General features: G+C 55.7%; 14 protein-coding genes. 5 read left to right on the plus strand and 9 right to left on the minus strand.

Annotation, left to right across the window (positions count from 1 at the left end):
- The first annotated feature begins 108 nt into the window (after positions 1-108).
- On the plus strand, positions 109-1,149 hold the full coding sequence (locus tag AAIR21_RS13945; RefSeq protein ID WP_020883775.1) for an NADP(H)-dependent aldo-keto reductase: 1,041 nt from the start codon (positions 109-111) through the stop codon (positions 1,147-1,149).
- A 78-nt stretch (positions 1,150-1,227) separates the two neighbouring features.
- Here AAIR21_RS13945 and lplT read toward each other — a convergent pair whose 3' ends face one another.
- Positions 1,228-2,421: a lysophospholipid transporter LplT gene (gene lplT / locus AAIR21_RS13950; RefSeq protein ID WP_025203340.1), complete on the minus strand. Its 1,194-nt coding sequence runs from the start codon at positions 2,419-2,421 to the stop codon at positions 1,228-1,230.
- The gene (aas, locus tag AAIR21_RS13955; RefSeq protein ID WP_020883773.1) at positions 2,414-4,573 is read right to left on the minus strand and encodes a bifunctional acyl-ACP--phospholipid O-acyltransferase/long-chain-fatty-acid--ACP ligase; all 2,160 of its coding nucleotides are present in this window, start codon (positions 4,571-4,573) and stop codon (positions 2,414-2,416) included. Before aas ends, lplT begins: the two co-directional genes overlap by 8 nt.
- 424 nt (positions 4,574-4,997) lie before the next feature.
- Between aas and galR the strand changes: the two genes are divergently transcribed.
- Positions 4,998-6,014: an HTH-type transcriptional regulator GalR gene (gene galR, locus AAIR21_RS13960; protein WP_020883772.1), complete on the plus strand. Its 1,017-nt coding sequence runs from the start codon at positions 4,998-5,000 to the stop codon at positions 6,012-6,014.
- On the opposite strand, the gene AAIR21_RS13965 is transcribed toward galR, so the two are convergent.
- From AAIR21_RS13965 to AAIR21_RS13980, 4 genes are all read right to left on the minus strand, one after another.
- Positions 5,975-6,451 (minus strand): GNAT family N-acetyltransferase, encoded by a 477-nt coding sequence (locus AAIR21_RS13965; protein WP_014171458.1) that lies wholly within the window; start codon positions 6,449-6,451, stop codon positions 5,975-5,977. The two genes, galR and AAIR21_RS13965, sit on opposite strands and share 40 nt — an antisense overlap.
- The gene (locus tag AAIR21_RS13970) at positions 6,448-7,221 is read right to left on the minus strand and encodes a GntR family transcriptional regulator (RefSeq protein WP_047743571.1); all 774 of its coding nucleotides are present in this window, start codon (positions 7,219-7,221) and stop codon (positions 6,448-6,450) included. Before AAIR21_RS13970 ends, AAIR21_RS13965 begins: the two co-directional genes overlap by 4 nt.
- Before the next feature lie 90 nt (positions 7,222-7,311).
- Positions 7,312-8,739 (minus strand): glycoside hydrolase family 1 protein, encoded by a 1,428-nt coding sequence (locus AAIR21_RS13975; protein WP_020883771.1) that lies wholly within the window; start codon positions 8,737-8,739, stop codon positions 7,312-7,314.
- Positions 8,740-8,746: 7 nt separating this feature from the next.
- Positions 8,747-10,072, minus strand: coding sequence for a PTS sugar transporter subunit IIC (locus AAIR21_RS13980; protein WP_020883770.1), 1,326 nt, complete (start codon positions 10,070-10,072; stop codon positions 8,747-8,749).
- A gap of 300 nt (positions 10,073-10,372) precedes the next feature.
- On the opposite strand from AAIR21_RS13980, the gene AAIR21_RS13985 reads away from it, so the two are divergent.
- Positions 10,373-11,410, plus strand: a complete 1,038-nt coding sequence (locus AAIR21_RS13985; protein WP_134179528.1) for a LacI family DNA-binding transcriptional regulator — start codon at positions 10,373-10,375, stop codon at positions 11,408-11,410.
- Here AAIR21_RS13985 and lysA read toward each other — a convergent pair.
- Positions 11,380-12,642, minus strand: a complete 1,263-nt coding sequence (lysA, locus tag AAIR21_RS13990; protein WP_025203335.1) for a diaminopimelate decarboxylase — start codon at positions 12,640-12,642, stop codon at positions 11,380-11,382. The genes AAIR21_RS13985 and lysA overlap by 31 nt on opposite strands.
- Positions 12,643-12,764: 122 nt before the next feature.
- On the opposite strand from lysA, the gene AAIR21_RS13995 reads away from it, so the two are divergent.
- Positions 12,765-13,688: a LysR family transcriptional regulator gene (locus AAIR21_RS13995; RefSeq protein ID WP_183516690.1), complete on the plus strand. Its 924-nt coding sequence runs from the start codon at positions 12,765-12,767 to the stop codon at positions 13,686-13,688.
- Here AAIR21_RS13995 and AAIR21_RS14000 read toward each other — a convergent pair.
- A complete protein-coding gene (locus AAIR21_RS14000) occupies positions 13,683-14,375 on the minus strand; it encodes an aspartate/glutamate racemase (protein ID WP_049023260.1) in 693 nt (230 codons plus the stop codon). The two genes, AAIR21_RS13995 and AAIR21_RS14000, sit on opposite strands and share 6 nt — an antisense overlap.
- Positions 14,376-14,511: 136 nt before the next feature.
- On the opposite strand from AAIR21_RS14000, the gene AAIR21_RS14005 reads away from it, so the two are divergent.
- Positions 14,512-14,835 (plus strand): cupin domain-containing protein, encoded by a 324-nt coding sequence (locus AAIR21_RS14005; protein ID WP_063156816.1) that lies wholly within the window; start codon positions 14,512-14,514, stop codon positions 14,833-14,835.
- Between the two features lie 41 nt (positions 14,836-14,876).
- Here AAIR21_RS14005 and wzz(fepE) read toward each other — a convergent pair whose 3' ends face one another.
- The gene (gene wzz(fepE), locus AAIR21_RS14010) at positions 14,877-16,001 is read right to left on the minus strand and encodes an LPS O-antigen length regulator Wzz(fepE) (protein ID WP_032670189.1); all 1,125 of its coding nucleotides are present in this window, start codon (positions 15,999-16,001) and stop codon (positions 14,877-14,879) included.
- Between the last annotated feature and the right edge of the window lie 264 nt (positions 16,002-16,265).

Consider the following 16,265-nt stretch of genomic DNA (forward strand, 5'->3'; position numbering starts at 1 on the left):
GGCCTTTTTGATTTTTTTCTTCCCCTTTTGCTTCCCCTCTGCCATGTTTATATTCCTTTGTCGGGAGGTTCCTGACGCGGTCTACATGTCTATTGAAGGAAGCCGGCTATGCATTATCACCGTATCCCCCACAGCTCTCTGGAGATAAGCCAACTGGGGTTGGGCACGATGACATTTGGTGAACAAAACAGCGAAGCCGATGCCCATGCACAACTCGATTATGCCGTCAGCCAGGGCATTAACCTGATTGATGTCGCAGAGATGTACCCTGTTCCTCCACGCCCGGAAACGCAGGGGCTTACCGAAACCTACGTCGGCAACTGGCTGGCAAAACGCGGCAACCGAGAAAAACTGGTTATCGCCTCGAAAGTCAGCGGCCCTGCGCGTAACAGCGATGCCGGGATCCGCCCAAACCAGATCCTCGATCGCAAGAATATCCGTGCCGCGCTGGATGCCAGCCTGAAGCGCCTGCAAACCGATTATCTTGATCTCTACCAGGTACACTGGCCGCAGCGTCCAACCAACTGCTTTGGTAAGCTCGGCTACAGCTGGAACGAAAGCGCTCCCGCCGTTACGCTGCTTGAAACGCTGGAAGCGCTGACCGAATGCCAGCGAGCGGGCAAAATCCGCTACATCGGCGTGTCTAACGAAACGGCTTTTGGCGTTATGCGCTACCTGCACCTGGCTGATAAACACGATCTGCCGCGCATTGTCACCATCCAGAACCCCTACAGCCTGCTCAACCGCAGTTACGAAGTGGGTCTGGCCGAAGTGACGCAATATGAAGAGGTTGAGCTGCTCGCCTATTCCTGCCTGGGCTTTGGTACGCTGACGGGTAAATACCTGAACGGCGCGAAGCCAGCCGGCGCGCGTAATACGCTCTTCAGCCGCTTTACCCGCTATAGCGGCGAGCAGACGCAGAAAGCCGTCGCGGCCTACGTTGATATTGCGAAGCGTCACGGGCTCGATCCTGCCCAGATGGCACTGGCCTTCGTACGCCGTCAGCCGTTTGTGGCCAGCACCCTGCTGGGCGCAACGACGATGGAACAGTTGAAAACCAACATTGAGAGTTTCCATCTGGACCTGAGCGAGGACGTGCTGGCGGAGATTGAAGCGGTGCATCAGGTTTATACCTATCCGGCACCGTAAAAAAAACAAAACGGCAACCTCTGTTGCCGTTTTTAATGTTTGCACCCGCTTGTGAAAAGGCGCTGAAGACGACCCGAATCAGCGGCGGCGCTGCCAGACCCACAAGCCGGCAATCGCCAGCGCGAACAGTCCACCGAACCCGACGCCAATCCCCACCACAGGCGCACCGGCTTTAACCGCCAGCGAATACAGGCCCAGCATCAGCAGCATCGCCAGGTTTTCACCGAGGTTTTGCACCGCAATAGCATTGCCCGCCCCGACCGTCTGCTTGCCACGCTCCTGTAATAGCGCATTCAGCGGCACCACGAAGAAGCCCCCCAGAATACCAATCAGGATCAGCAGTACGTAGGCTGGCAATAACGCGTGTTGCAGTGCGAAAAAAAGCACCGCAACGCCAATCAGGATCCCTGCCGGCATGCAGCGAGCAACGGTGTCGAGCGTCACCAGTTTTGCCGCTGCCCCCGCGCCCACCACAATCCCGATCGCCACCATCGCATTAAGGTAGGTTGGCGTCGCGTTGTCCGTGATCCCCAGCGCCACCGGCACCCACAATACCAGCAGGAAGCGCAGCGTAACGCCAGCGCCCCAGAACATACTGGTGCCCATCAGAGAGAATCGCGTTTCACCATTACGCCACAGCACGCGGCAGGCATTGAAGAAGCTGCCGGTCATCGGCTTAAAGCGCCAGGATTGCCCCGGACGCGCCACCGGCAGTTTTGGAATAAACAGGTTAGCGACTACCGCACCACCGTACACCACGGCACACACGCCGAGGGCCGCCAGCACGTGCCAGTCAGCGAGGACACCGCCTGCGACGGAGCCAAGCAGGATTGCCGCAATGGTGGAGGACTCCATCAGCCCATTGGCTTTCACCAGCTTGTCACCGGTGGTCAGCTCCCCGAGGATGCCATACTTCGCCGGGGAGTAGGCTGCGGCGCCAATGCCGACCAGCGTATAGCCAATAAACGGATTGAAACCAAAACAAATGCTGGCGGCTCCCAGCAGTTTCAGGCCGTTGGCAAACATCATTACCCGGCCTTTCGGGAAGCTGTCCGCAACCTGTCCGACAAACGGTGCAAAGATAATGTAAGCGCCCACAAACACCATCTGCAGAACCGGCTGACTCCAGTCGGGGTAAAACTCAGCCTTGAGCAATGCCAGCGTGGCAAACAGCAGCGCGTTATCGCCAAAGGCGGAAAGGAACTGGGCGGCAATCACCGCCATCATGCCTTTTGAGCGCAGAGAGGTGTTAGTGTGTACTGACTCACGCATTATGTTGTTCCGCCTGTTCAACCATGCCCTTGAGGGTCACGAAGTCGGGCTTACCGCTGCCGAGCACCGGAAGCTGTTTCAGGTAGCGAATATCACGAGGTACCGCCAGCTCTGGGATGCCGTGCTCGCGGGCATAGCTCAGTAACTGGTCGCGCTTAAGCTCGCTGTCGGTGGTGAACAGCACCAGCGCCTCGCCTTTACTTGCATCACTCTTCACAACCGTGGCATGCATCTTGTCGGCGGAGACGCCCGATGCCAGCTGTTCAACCATCTCAAGCGAGACCATTTCACCCGCAATCTTGGCAAAGCGTTTTGCACGCCCCTGGATCTGCACAAAGCCTTGCTCATCGAAACGTACAATATCGCCGGTGTCGTACCAGCCCGTTTCAATCTCGCCATTAACGTTTTCTGCGGTCGGTGCTTCCAGCACGCCGGGGTTTTCCACGCGCAGATAGCCGTTCATCACGTTTGGCCCTTTCAGCTGCAGCCGGCCGCCGTCTTCAATACCAGGCACCGCCAGCAGACGAGCATCCAGCCCAGGCAGAATTCGGCCTACTGTCCCCGGTTTCGCCGCCATTGGCACGTTGATAGAGACCACCGGCGCACACTCTGTCACGCCATACCCCTCAAGGATACGCAGACCAAATTTGTCCTGCCAGATCTGTCGCGTGCTCTCCTGCAGTTTTTCCGCACCCGCAACCACGTAGCGCACGCGGAAGAAGTCATACGGATTGGCGAAACGCGCGTAGTTCCCGAGGAAGGTTGAGGTTCCAAACAACACGGTACAGTTACGGTCATACACCAGCTCAGGCACAATGCGGTAATGCAACGGGCTTGGATAAAGGAAGACTTCGGCACCGGTCAGCAGCGGCGTGAAAAGCCCCACCGTCAGACCAAAAGAGTGGAACAGCGGCAGCGCTGACATAAACCGGTCTTTCGCGGTAAAGTCGGCAATGCTTTTGATCTGCTCAACGTTCGCCAGAATACTCTTGTGACTGTGGACGACGCCTTTCGGGTTGCCTTCAGAGCCAGAGGTGAAGAGGATAATCGCGTCGTCTTCCGGCTGCTGTTTCACCTGGGCCAGACGCGGCATCAGCAGATGAGCAAAAATCCACAGTTTGTCGCCTGTCGTCACGTCCGCTTTAAGATCTTCCAGAAAGACCCAGCGTACCTGGGTAAGCTGTTCAGGAAGATGCCACAGTTTGCCTTTGTCGAGGAACTGGCGGGAGGTAAAGACGGTTTTGATTTGCGCTGCCGTGATGGCGCTGGTCAGCCCTTTCACGCCCGCCGTGTAGTTCATCATCGCCGGAATACGGCCACGGGAAACGGCACCAAAAATCACCGCCGCGCTGATGCCTGCGTTGGGCAGCATCAGGCCAATCTTTTCGCCCTGCTGACTGTACTTCTCAAGAATACGGCCCACGAACAATGTCTTGGTCAGCAGCTTGCGATAGGTATCCGGGGTAAAGTTGATGTCTTCGATGCAGTTTTTCTTCGCGCCGTAGCGGTGCTGTGCCGACAGCAGGGATTCATACAGCGTCTCGCGCGGGCGGACCGCCATACGCGCTTCCATCATAATCTGGTGCAGCATCTCTCCGGCAATTTTACGGCGATCGCGTGCACGGGGCGCGTCAGGCATCGGTAACGACGTTGGCGGCAGGATATGCAACGTAATTTTTGGGAACACGCGCTGCTTTACCAGCCCTTTCAGACGGCTGAAATAGGAGCGCTCCGCCCCTTCAATACGCAGTGGCACCACGGTTGCTTTTGACTTCGCCGCGACAAACCCGGCGCCGTCGTAGATTTTCATCAGTGAACCGGTCACCGAGATGCGCCCTTCCGGGAAAATAACCACCGGACGCCCCTGCTCCACCAGACGCACCAGATGTTTAATCATCATCGGTTTGGTCGGGTCGAGCGGCACAAAATCAATCAGCGGCGTGAGCCAGCGCATGTACCACTGCTGGCTGATGGAGGTATAAACCGCAAACACCGGACGCACGGGCAGAAATAGCGCCAGCAGAATGCCGTCGATAAAGGAAACATGGTTTGGTGTGATAAGAACGCGTTCGCCGCGAAGCGCCTGAGCATCGCCAGTGACGCGAATGCGAAAGAGAATACGGAAGAGTGTACGGAAGAACCCAAAAAGCATCTCAACTCCCTTTGCCAGCCAGTGTGAAGGGTTGATAGTAAATGGTGGCAGATTACACGAGAAGTGATACGGGAGCGACTGCAAAGTTGAGGCGAAAAAAAACCTGCGCATCCGCGCAGGTTGGTGCAAGAGAAGAGTACGAAACCGTACTAAGAATTCTCACCAATCAATACCTCTGGGATCTCGACTCTATCAATCTCCCCCTCATCCTCGCCATCGGACAATCGCAACAGCCTGAGGCAAAGTGTAACTAAAGGTTCAGATTGACATTATTCAGACATGACTGGCCGTGTAACGATTACACGGCCAGGGTTGTGCTGCGTCACGTTTGTGGAGGGCGAACCCCCGCGCCCCTTGAATGCACGGCGCTTTTCCGCAACACTATTTCGTGTGTAAACGCTTACCCCCACTAAGAAGGTATGTAATGGCGACAATAAAGGATGTGGCCCGTCTGGCTGGTGTTTCCGTGGCGACCGTCTCGCGCGTGATCAACGACTCCCCTAAAGCCAGTGACGCATCACGCCAGGCGGTGCAAAACGCCATGGAATCATTGAATTATCATCCGAATGCCAACGCCCGCGCCCTTGCCCAACAGTCTACTGAAACCATCGGACTGGTGGTGGGCGATGTGTCTGACCCGTTTTTTGGCGCCATGGTAAAAGCGGTTGAACAGGTTTCTTATCAGACCGGCAATTTTCTGCTGATCGGCAATGGCTATCACAACGAACAAAAAGAACGCCAGGCTATCGAACAGCTGATGCGCCACCGCTGCGCTGCGCTGGTTGTTCACGCCAAAATGATCCCCGATGCTGAACTCATTCATCTGATGAAGCAGATCCCCGGCATGGTGATCATCAATCGAATTATTCCCGGTTTTGAGAAACGCTGCGTGGCACTCGACGACCGCTACGGCGCCTGGCTTGCTACCCGCCATTTGATTCAGCAGGGCCATACCCGCATTGGTTATCTCTGCTCCAATCACCCGATTTCCGATGCCGAAGATCGCCTGCAGGGCTACTACGATGCCCTGCGCGAAAACGGTTTGCCGTGTAATGACCGGCTGGTGGCCTACGGCGAGCCGGATGAGAGTGGCGGCGAACAGGCAATGACAGAACTGCTGGGGCGTGGACGGAATTTCACGGCGGTTGCCAGCTATAACGACTCGATGGCCGCCGGGGCAATGGGGGTGTTAAATGACAACGGAATCGAGGTGCCGGGAGAAATTTCACTCATTGGCTTTGATGATGTGCTGGTGTCCCGCTACGTGCGTCCCCGCCTGACCACGGTACGTTACCCGATTATCACAATGGCAACGCAGGCTGCGGAGCTGGCACTGGCGCTGGCCGAACAACGCCAGCCACCGGATATCACCCACCTGTTCAGCCCCACCTTAGTCCGCCGTCACTCTGTAGGTTCGCCAGCAGAAGCGGGAGAGGAATAGCGATACAGATGTACCGTTTTGTTCGGGTATTCGAGCGCATCGCCAATGTACTGCCAGCCGTAACGTTCGTAGAAGTCGCGGCAGGCAGACCACAGATGCAGTTCGTGATACCCGGCCTGTGCGGCATAGGCGATAACATGCTGCTGCAGTTTTCCCGCCAGTCCGTTACCACGCGCCGCTTCATCAACGTACAGCGCAGCCAGCCACGGACAAAGATCCTGTCGGGTGATTAAATCGCAGCGCCAGATCCCAACCGTACCCAGAAGCTGTTCGCCCTCCAGAGCAATAAAGGTCAACGGTAACGCGCCCGGCGTCTGGCTATGTTCAACGATGCTCTGGAAAAACGCCCGCGTAAGCCCGTCACCGAACGCCTGCCAGATCCAGTCAGTTACCTGTTCCGCATACTGAGGCGCGGCATAGAGAGGCAGAATAGTCACACCAGCTTCCCCTGAAACACGGGCACAGATTCAAAAAGATAACCGTCAAAATCCGGCGCATCTTCATCGGAGAGTTCAAGTAAGCTCTTTTTCACATTTTCCAGATGCTGGAACATCGCCTGCCAGGCACCCATCACGTCACGACGACGAAGCGCCGCGAGGATAGTTTGCCTGTCGCCCAGCCATTTCAGGCGGTATGCACGGCTGGCGATATGCCCATTGAATTGCTGCCACAGCGGGCTGCTGTCCATGTGGTGCCAGATACTTTCTACCGTTGCCAGCAGCATCTGGTTTTGCGTTGCCCCCGCCAGCACCAGGTGAAACATTTTATTATTGTCCTGGCTGTTATCGTTGGCGGCAATGGCGCGCTGCTCCTGCTCAATAATACGGCGCAGATTGTCGATGTCTGCGCGTGTCGCCATTTTGGCAGCAAACGCGGCGATGTTGCTTTCGAGAAGCTGGCGCGCCTGCAGGATCTCAAAGGGGCCGACGTCGCTGTTCAGAAAACGTTCTTCTTCGTTTTCGTGTTCTTCAGGAATGCGCATCACATAAACGCCAGACCCCTGGCGGATATCCACCGTGCCCTGCAGCTCCAGCATCAGCAATGCCTCACGCACGATGGTACGACTTACGCCGTACTTCTCAGCAATATTACGCTCGGGCGGCAGACGGGAACCTACGGGATAGCGCCCCTGGATAATTTGCGCCCGTAAATCCTCGCCAATTTCCTGGTACTGTTTTTTTTCCGGCAGGATGACAGCCTTATCCACGTTTTCACCTGTTTTTTCAGTTAATGCGCAGGCCGGGCGTCCTCCCGGCCAGTTTGTGCGCTATTTTACCAGAACCAGCATGGTTTTCGCTTACTTCCATTCATCATCGACCGGGAGCGTGAGCGCGCACGCATCGCGCAGCTGCCGGAACCAGCTCGCCGACCTTTTCGCCCGCCTGGCGCGATTGTTATTAAGATCGATCTCAATCAGCCCGTAGCGGTTTTTGAAGGCGTTCATCGGCGATACGTTGTCCGTGAAGGCCCACAGCATATAGCCATGACAGTTTGCCCCCTCCTCCCGCGCCAGCAGCGTGTAATAGAGGTGCTCGCGAATGAACGCAATGCGGTACTCGTCGTCAATGACCCCGTCACTGTTGCGAAATTGCGCTTCGTTCTCCACGCCCATCCCGCTCTCCGCCACGAACCAGTCGATATTGCGGTAGTCATTTTTTATCCGCATCGCCATATCGTAGATAATTCGGGGGTAGATTTCCCAGCCGCGGGATTTATTCATTCGCCGTCCTGGCAGTTCGAACGGTTCGTAGTAGTACGCCGGGTGGAACGGTGTCTCCGGGTGCCAGGCACGAGACGGCGCTTTCACTCGATGCGGGTAATAGAGGTTTATCCCCAGCTCATCGACGGTGTTCTGCGCAATCAGTTCCAGCTCTTCTGCGGTGTAGTCCCACGCCACCTGATGCTGTTCCAGCAGCGTAAACAGTTCTGGCGGGTAGCGCCCGTGCACCAGCGGATCGAGAAATACGCGGTTATAGAACAGATCGTACTTCTCTGCGGCGTTAACATCGTGCGGTGCGCACGATCGAGGATAGGTGACTTCGGGGTTGAGAATACAGCCAACCGAGCCAGGGTAGCCTTTGGCGCGAAACAGCTGTACAACCTTTGCCGTCGCCAGAACCTTATGGTGGTTCCACTGCATCCATTTACCGGTATTCTGCTCGTAGGGCCAGCGCAGCGCATCGAGATAAACGCGGGTCTGTACCACGATCGGTTCATTGAAGGTAAACCAGCGGGTGACTTTACCGTGGTAGCGTTCAAAGACTTTTTCCGCATAGCGGACAAACAGGTCGACAACCTGCTTGGAAGCCCAGCCGCCGTAAGTGTCAAGCAGCACGCCCGGCAGCTCGTAATGCTCAAGGCAGATCATCGGCTCAATGCCCTGACGGTGCATCTCATCGAACAACGCGTCGTAATAGGCGGCGTACTCCTCGTCCACCGTCACTTTTTCATAGTCGGTTAAAAAACGTGACCAGTTAATCGAGGTTCGGTAGTGCGTCAGCCCTGCCTGCTTCATCAGCGCCACATCCTCGCGAAAGCGGTTGATAAAGTCGGTCGCCACCGCCGGGCCATAGCCGTTGTGCCAGACGTGGCGATCGTTTTTGTACCAGAGATCGATCCACGAATCCTGCCCCGCCTTTTTGCCGCTCCAGCCTTCGGTTTGCCAGGCTGACGCAGCCGCGCCCAGAATGAAATCCTGCGGAATGGTTATCTGTTTTGTCGTCATCACATCCTCATGCATTGTCGGTCGCCTGTTGCAGCGCGGCCTGTTCGGCACGTCGTGAAGCAATCTTCACAAACGGCAGGTAGATAATGACGGCAGTCACAATGCAGATAAGCTGAGTGATGACCGCCCCCATCGATCCGGCGGTGGAGAGCCAGGCGTTGATCAGCGGCGGCGTGGTCCACGGCACCATCACCACGGCTTTACCGGCAAAGCCGGTCACAGTGGCAAAGTAACCGATAGAGCCGGTCACCAGCGGCGTGATAATGAAAGGAATGGCGAGGATCGGGTTAAGCATGATTGGCATGCCGAAGATCACCGGCTCGTTGATGTTAAAGAGCCCCGGACCAATGGAAAGCTTGGCGATCTCTTTCATTTCTTTGCGTTTGGTGGCAATCATGACCGCGATCAGCAGGCCGATGGTCAGCCCCGACCCGCCGATGCTCATGTACACATCCCAGAACGGCATGGTGATGATATTCGGCACCTCTTTGCCCTGCTCAAAGGCGCTCATATTAACGGTGATGGCGCCTAACAGCAGCGGCTCGCGGATCGGCTTGATCATCTGGTTGCCGTGAATACCAATCACCCAGAAAAGCTGTGCGACAAACATCAGCAGCAGAATGCCCGGCAGGCTTTGCACCACGCGCTCCAGCGGCTGTTGCACCACCTGATAGACCGCGTCATAGAGATACATGCCGGTGAGTTGATGGAAGACGAAACCCAATGTGGCAATCGCGGTAGTGGTGATGATCGCCGGGATCAGCGCGGAGAACGATGCCGCCACGTTTGGCGGTACGGTGTCCGGCATCCTGATCTTCAGCCCCTTGCGGTTTTCCAGCCAGCAGTAAATTTCTACCGACAGAATCGCGATAAACATACCGAGGAACAGGCTGCGGGTATCAGAGAACTGACGCAGCAGCACGTCTTTCACCACGTGCATTTCACCATCCACCAGCATCTCAACGGTTGTCGGCGTCACGCAGATAAAGCAGATCACCGCCAGCAGGCCAGGGAATAAGGATTTGATCCCGTTGATGCGGCCCAGTTCGATGCCGATTAAGAACACCGCGCCAATGTTAAGGAAATTCAGGGTGGCGTAATTGAGCGCGCTGGTGATGGGTTTTAGCGTGGCGAGAAAAGAGAGGGACTGGAAGCTCGCCAGGCCATTTTTCGGATCCAGTACCATATTGGAGATCAAGACAGAGAATGCCCCAACGATGATGACCGGCATTAAGGTAATAAAGGCAGACTTGATCGCCATGATATAGCGATAACTGTTGAATTTTGTGGCAAAACTGCCCAGAGCGTCGATCAGTTTTTCCTGTAATGCCATAGGGTAATACCTCAGTAAAAGGGCTTTTATTGGATAAGGTGTACAGCCGGATACTATTGGCATACCAAAAATAGCTACATGTCGGGTTTTGTTCTGTGATTAAGCTCTCAACGACGTAACAGGTATTCCAAAATGCGGTTTATATCGATTTTGGCATACCACTTAAAACCCTGTATGTCGAACTGACCGCTCGTTACCTAAAAGCGTGATCATGCTGGAAGTTTTGCCCTTCCCGCATCGCTTATGCACCGGATGGTCTGTGTTAAACTGCAGATCGTTACGTGGAATCAGGAATGTCTAATGGCAACAATGCTGGATGTCTCATTGCGCGCGGGCGTGTCGAAAGCCACGGTATCGCGCGTGCTGAACGGCACAGGTCAGGTTAAAGAGAGTACGCGTCAGCAGGTGTTTAATGCGATGGAAGAGCTGGGCTACCGCCCGAATTTTCTCGCGCGTTCGCTGGCGAACCAGACCAGCAACAGCATTGGTCTGGTGGTCTCTACCTTTGATGGTTTTTACTTTGGTCGTCTTCTTCAGCAGGCCTCCCGACAGACGGAAACACACGGCAAGCAGCTGATCGTCACGGATGGTCACGACGCCCCGGAGCAGGAAGAGCAGGCGGTACAAATGCTGGCCGATCGCAAATGCGATGCCATCGTGCTTTACACCCGCTACATGAGCGAAAAAGCGATCATGAAGCTGATCCATTCGGTGCAAACCCCGCTGGTGGTCATCAACCGTGAAGTCAGCCAGGCGCCCGATCGCTGCGTGTTCTTCGAACAGCAGGATGCCGCCTTTAAGGCCGTGGATTACCTGATCAACCAGGGCCACCGGGAGATCGCCTGTATCACCGTCCCGATCCACACGCCAACCGGGAAAGCGAGGCTAATGGGCTACCGTAAGGCGCTGGAAAAGCACGGCATTCGTCTGGACGAGCGGCGGATAAAGTATGGCGATGCGGGAATGACGCGAGGATATGAGCTCTGCAAAGAGCTGATTGCCGACGGTATAGCGTATAGCGCTCTGTTTGCCTGTAACGATGATATGGCGCTGGGTGCGTCCAAGGCGCTACACCAGGCGGGGCTGCGGATCCCACAGGATATTTCCCTGTTTGGCTTTGACGATGCCCCATGCGCGAAATGGCTGGAGCCAGCGCTCTCGTCGGTTTACCTGCCTATCGACAATATGATCGTTACGGCTATCGATCAGGCGATCCGGCTGGCAAAAAACCAACCGGTCGATGCGATCCCGCCGTTCACCGGTACGCTGGTATTACGCGACTCGGTCACGACGGGGCCGTACTTCACTCAGACGAGTTCCAGCGCCAGCAGTTCCTGAATGGTCTGGCGGCGGCGGATCAGCCGCGCCTTGCCGTTATCAAACAACACTTCTGGCAGCAGCGGGCGGCTGTTGTAGTTTGAGGACATTGACGCCCCGTACGCACCGGTATCGTGCAGCACCAGATAGTCGCCTGGTTTAACTTCCGGCAGCGCGCGGGTTTCCACTTTCCCCCCTTCCTGCTGGGTAAAGACATCACCAGACTCACACAGCGGGCCCGCGACAACCGTCTCGATACGCGGCGCGTGAGTTAAATCGCGGCCATCGGCAGCCAGAGCCGAAATGTGGTGATAGCTGCCGTACATTGACGGGCGCATCAGATCGTTAAAGCCGGCGTCAATCAGCACAAAGTGGCGCGAGCCCATCTCTTTCACGCTGCGAACCTGCGCCACCAGCACCCCGGATTCAGCCACCAGGAAACGACCCGGCTCAATTTCCAGCTTCACGGCATGACCAAGATGCGCGGCGACCTGGTCACGCGCGGCGCTCCACAGGCCGTAATAGTGATCGGTGTCGATCGCCTCTTCCCCTTCACGGTAAGGAATGGAAAGACCGCCCCCGGCGGAGATCGCCTCCAGATCCTGACCAAACTCGATCACCTGGCGCACCATTGCGCCACAGACCTGCTCAAGGTGCGCGTAATCCACGCCGGAGCCGATGTGCATATGAATCCCCACCAGCTTCAGATTGTAACGCTGCAGTACGTCCAGGGCAGCGGGCATATCGGCATACCAGATACCGTGCTTGCTGTTTTCGCCCCCGGTATTGGTTTTTTGGCTATGACCGTGACCAAAGCCAGGGTTCACGCGCAGCCAGACGCGGTGGCCCGGAGAAACTTGCCCAAGCTGTTCCAGCATATCCACGGACCCGGCGTTTACCGGCACCTGCAGCTCATGGACGCGAGCAAGCGTGGCGTCGTCGATCACATCGGCGGTAAATACAATCGCGTCAGGATCGGCTTTCGGATCAAACCCGGCCGCCAGCGCGCGCTCAATCTCCCCCAGGGAGACGGAGTCAACCTTCACGCCCTGCTCACGCATCAGACGCAGAATGTGGATATTGGAGCACGCCTTCTGGGCAAAACGCACCACGTCAAACTGATGCAGGGCAGCAATCTTCTCGCGAACAATCTGCGCGTCGTAGACCCACACCGGACAGCCAAACTCGGCAGGCAGGCGTAGCAGGTTTTCGGCATTCAAATCAGTATCAGTCTGGTTAAGCGGGCGTGGCATGGTCTTTCTCCGGGGTGATATTTTTTTATGATTACGCCACAGCAGGAAGAGAATAAAAAATATCGTTTTATCGCGAGTCTATGCAAAAATGATATGGACAGTTCTTTGTATTCAGGTGACCTATGCCCGCCGTCAATTTACGCCATATCGAGATTTTTCACGCCGTGATGACCACGGGCAACCTCACCGAGGCTGCGCAGATGCTCCATACCTCGCAGCCAACGGTCAGCCGCGAGCTGGCGCGATTCGAGAAAGTGCTGGGACTGAAGCTGTTCGAACGCACCCGCGGCAGGCTTCACCCGACGGTACAGGGGCTGCGCCTGTTCGAGGAAGTGCAGCGCTCATGGTACGGCCTGGACCGCATTGTCAGTGCGGCGGAAAGCCTGCGCGAGTTTCGGCAGGGCGAGCTATCGATTGTCTGCCTGCCCGTCTTTTCGCAGTCTTTTTTGCCGACGCTGCTCCAGCCTTTTCTGGCCCGATATCCGGAGGTGAATCTCACGATTGTCCCGCAGGAGTCACCGCTGCTCGAGGAGTGGCTCTCCGCACAGCGCCATGATTTAGGCCTGACCGAAACCCTCTCTACGCCCGCGGGAACGGAACGCACGGAACTGCTCTCTTTAGATGAGGTGTGCGTGCTGCCAGACGGGCACCCGCTTGCCCGCAAGCAGATTCTGACGCCAGCGGATTTTCACGGTGAGAACTACATTAGCCTGTCACAAACCGACAGCTACCGGCAGCTGCTGGATTCACTGTTTGCCGAGCATCAGGTGAAGCGCAGGATGGTGGTCGAGACCCACAGTGCGGCCTCCATTTGCGCCATGGTGCGCGCCGGGGTGGGCGTTTCGGTGGTGAATCCACTGACGGCGCTGGATTACGCCGGGCGCGATATTGTCATCCGCCCGTTTAGCCTGTCAGTCCCGTTCACCGTGAGCCTGATCCGCCCCCTCCATCGCCCGGTCTCAGCGCTGGTGGAGGCGTTTACGGAACACCTGATAGCCCATGCCCGTCAGGTGGCGCTTCGTTTATCCGATCGGCAAAGTTTATGACAGCATAAACTCCACGGCATCGGCGGCATGAATCGCGGCGGTATCGAAGACCGGAATCGGGCTTTGCTCAACCGGCACCAGTAAACCGATTTCCGTACAGCCGAAGATCACCCCTTCCGCCCCCTGCTGCGCGAGTTTTTCAATCACGCTGACGTAATATGCCCGGGATGATTCGCTAAAGGTGCCGAGGCAGAGTTCATCAAAGATAATCTGGTTGATGCGGGCCCGGTCTGCCTCATCCGGGATCAGGCTTTCAATGCCAAACTGGCTGCTCAACCGACCGCGGTAAAAATCCTGCTCCATGGTGTAGCGCGTTCCCAGCAGCGCCACACGACGTAACCCGGATGCGGTGATGGCCCGCCCGGTTGCATCGGCAATGTGCAGGAAGGGCAGCGAACAGCGCGCTTCGATATGGGACGCGACTTTATGCATGGTGTTGGTACAGAGCAAAATCCCCGCTGCTCCCGCACGCTCCAGCCCCAGCGCGGCCTCGGCCAGTATTTCCCCGGCTTTATCCCATTCACCGCTCGACTGGCAGGCTTCGATTTCATGGAAATCTACGCTGTGCAGCAGCAGGCTGGCAGAATGCAGGCCCCCCAGACGTTGCTTCACCCCTTCATTAATCAGGCGGTAATAGGGGATTGTCGATTCCCAGCTCATCCCCCCTAACAGGCCGATCGTTTTCATCATCCCTCCTTATGTGTTTATCCCAGTGAAGCAAACTTGTGATCGTGTTTCCAGTTCTTTGTCACGTCGTTTCTTTTTAACCCATGGTGATATAAATTAAATGAAACATTGTTTTAATGCATTCTGGGGTGACGATATGTTTATTTTCCACAACGAGACCACGCTTGACGATCTGGGGAACGGCGTGACGCGCCGTATTCTTGCCCATGCCGGTAAAATGATGGCGGTGGAGGTGAATTTTGAACAGGGCGCGACAGGCCCACTGCATAACCATCCTCATGAACAGTTAACCTATGTGCTGTCCGGCGAGTTTGAGTTCACGATTGGAGATGAAAAACATGTGGTGACGGCCGGGGATACCCTCTACAAAAAGCCACATGTGATGCACGGCTGCGTGTGTCTTAAACCCGGCACGCTGCTGGATACCTTCACGCCGGTACGTGAGGATTTTTTGAAATAAAAAAAGGGCGCTGATGACAGCGCCCTTCTCGTCTGCGTTTTTTATTCCGTTACAGGCTCGACCAGAGGATTGCGGCTGAGCATGGCCTCGCGCAGTAATACGCTGCCACAGGCAAACAGCCCGCCCAGCAGTCCCGCCAGGATCACAATCAGGGCTTTGCCCGGACCGTCTTTTTTCACCGGCATGGATGGAGAGAGCTGATACTTGAACGGTTCAAGTTTGACGTCTTCGACAGACAGCTTTTTCAGCTGCGCCAGGTAGTATTCCCGGTTCTGGAAGTCCGCGTTCAGCTCAGCGATGTCCTTGAGATTTTTTTCAATCTGCAGTTTTTGCGCGATACCGTCGGCACCGAGCGCGACGGAGTAATCCGGATCGTCTTTAACCGCCTGACCGTTGCTGTAGACCGGCTTTTTGATACCCGCCGCGTTGGCCACTTCCAGAGAATAGTTAAGACGCTGCAGATTGGTGTTGTGAACATTCGTCAGACGTACCCGATCCAGCTCCAGCTGTTGCTCCACCACTTTGGTTTTCAGGGTGATCTGGTTACGGATATTCTCCATGGTTTCCTGCTCAACAATCTGCGAGATGTAATCCACGTAACCTTTAAGAACCGTTTGCGCATCCCCCGCCGTCGGCGCGGTGAAGCTCAATGTCCACGAGACGTACGGCGCTTTATCCGCGTCTTTTGCCAGAGTGTTATCTACCGCTTTCATCTTTTCGGAGATATTGACCACCGCACGATGCAGCTCAAGCGGATCCACATCAGTGCCTTCCAGCTGTGCCATCACGTAAGGTGAGGATTTCATGTACTCCTCAAGCAACGACTGCGACTGGAACTTTTTAATAAACTGGTTAAACACGTCCGGACGGGTAATTTTCACGTCCACGTCGAGCACCTGCAGGGCGACCATCATCTGGCGCAGCGGGTTCCACTGCGTCTGTTCCGCCGGTGTGATCACCGCTTTACTGGTCCATTTTTGTGGCAGTAAGAACGCGATGGCCAGTCCAACCAGTGCGAATGCGAAGGCAATCACGACGATACGTTTTTTTGCCGCCAGAAGAACTTCTAACAGTCCCAGAAGGTCAATTTCTTTGGAACTGACTGCCGGGGCCGCGTAATGGGGGAAGTCGAGATCCGTATTTTTTTTGAAATCCATTGCTGACATAGCCATTCTTCTTTTGAGGGTGCAGACCATTTCTGCCTGATTGGTTACAGTGGTCCGATGATACAAGAAAGTAAGAATTATCTGAACGAAAGAATGATCCAGCTGTAGACCTGCTATCAGAATTAGTAGTTAGTTTCTCCACGGTATTGTCTTTATTAATCATCCAGTTCTTTCCGCCCGCCCTCCTCTCTCTTCTTTGAACGCCTGAAATAGCGCAAAAATGCCATCCTCATCACCTTATTGAAACACCGTTTCGACTTTGAT

The sequence above is a fragment of the Enterobacter sp. PTB genome (assembly GCF_051130085.1).
In the GTDB taxonomy this organism is placed as follows: domain Bacteria; phylum Pseudomonadota; class Gammaproteobacteria; order Enterobacterales; family Enterobacteriaceae; genus Enterobacter; species Enterobacter ludwigii.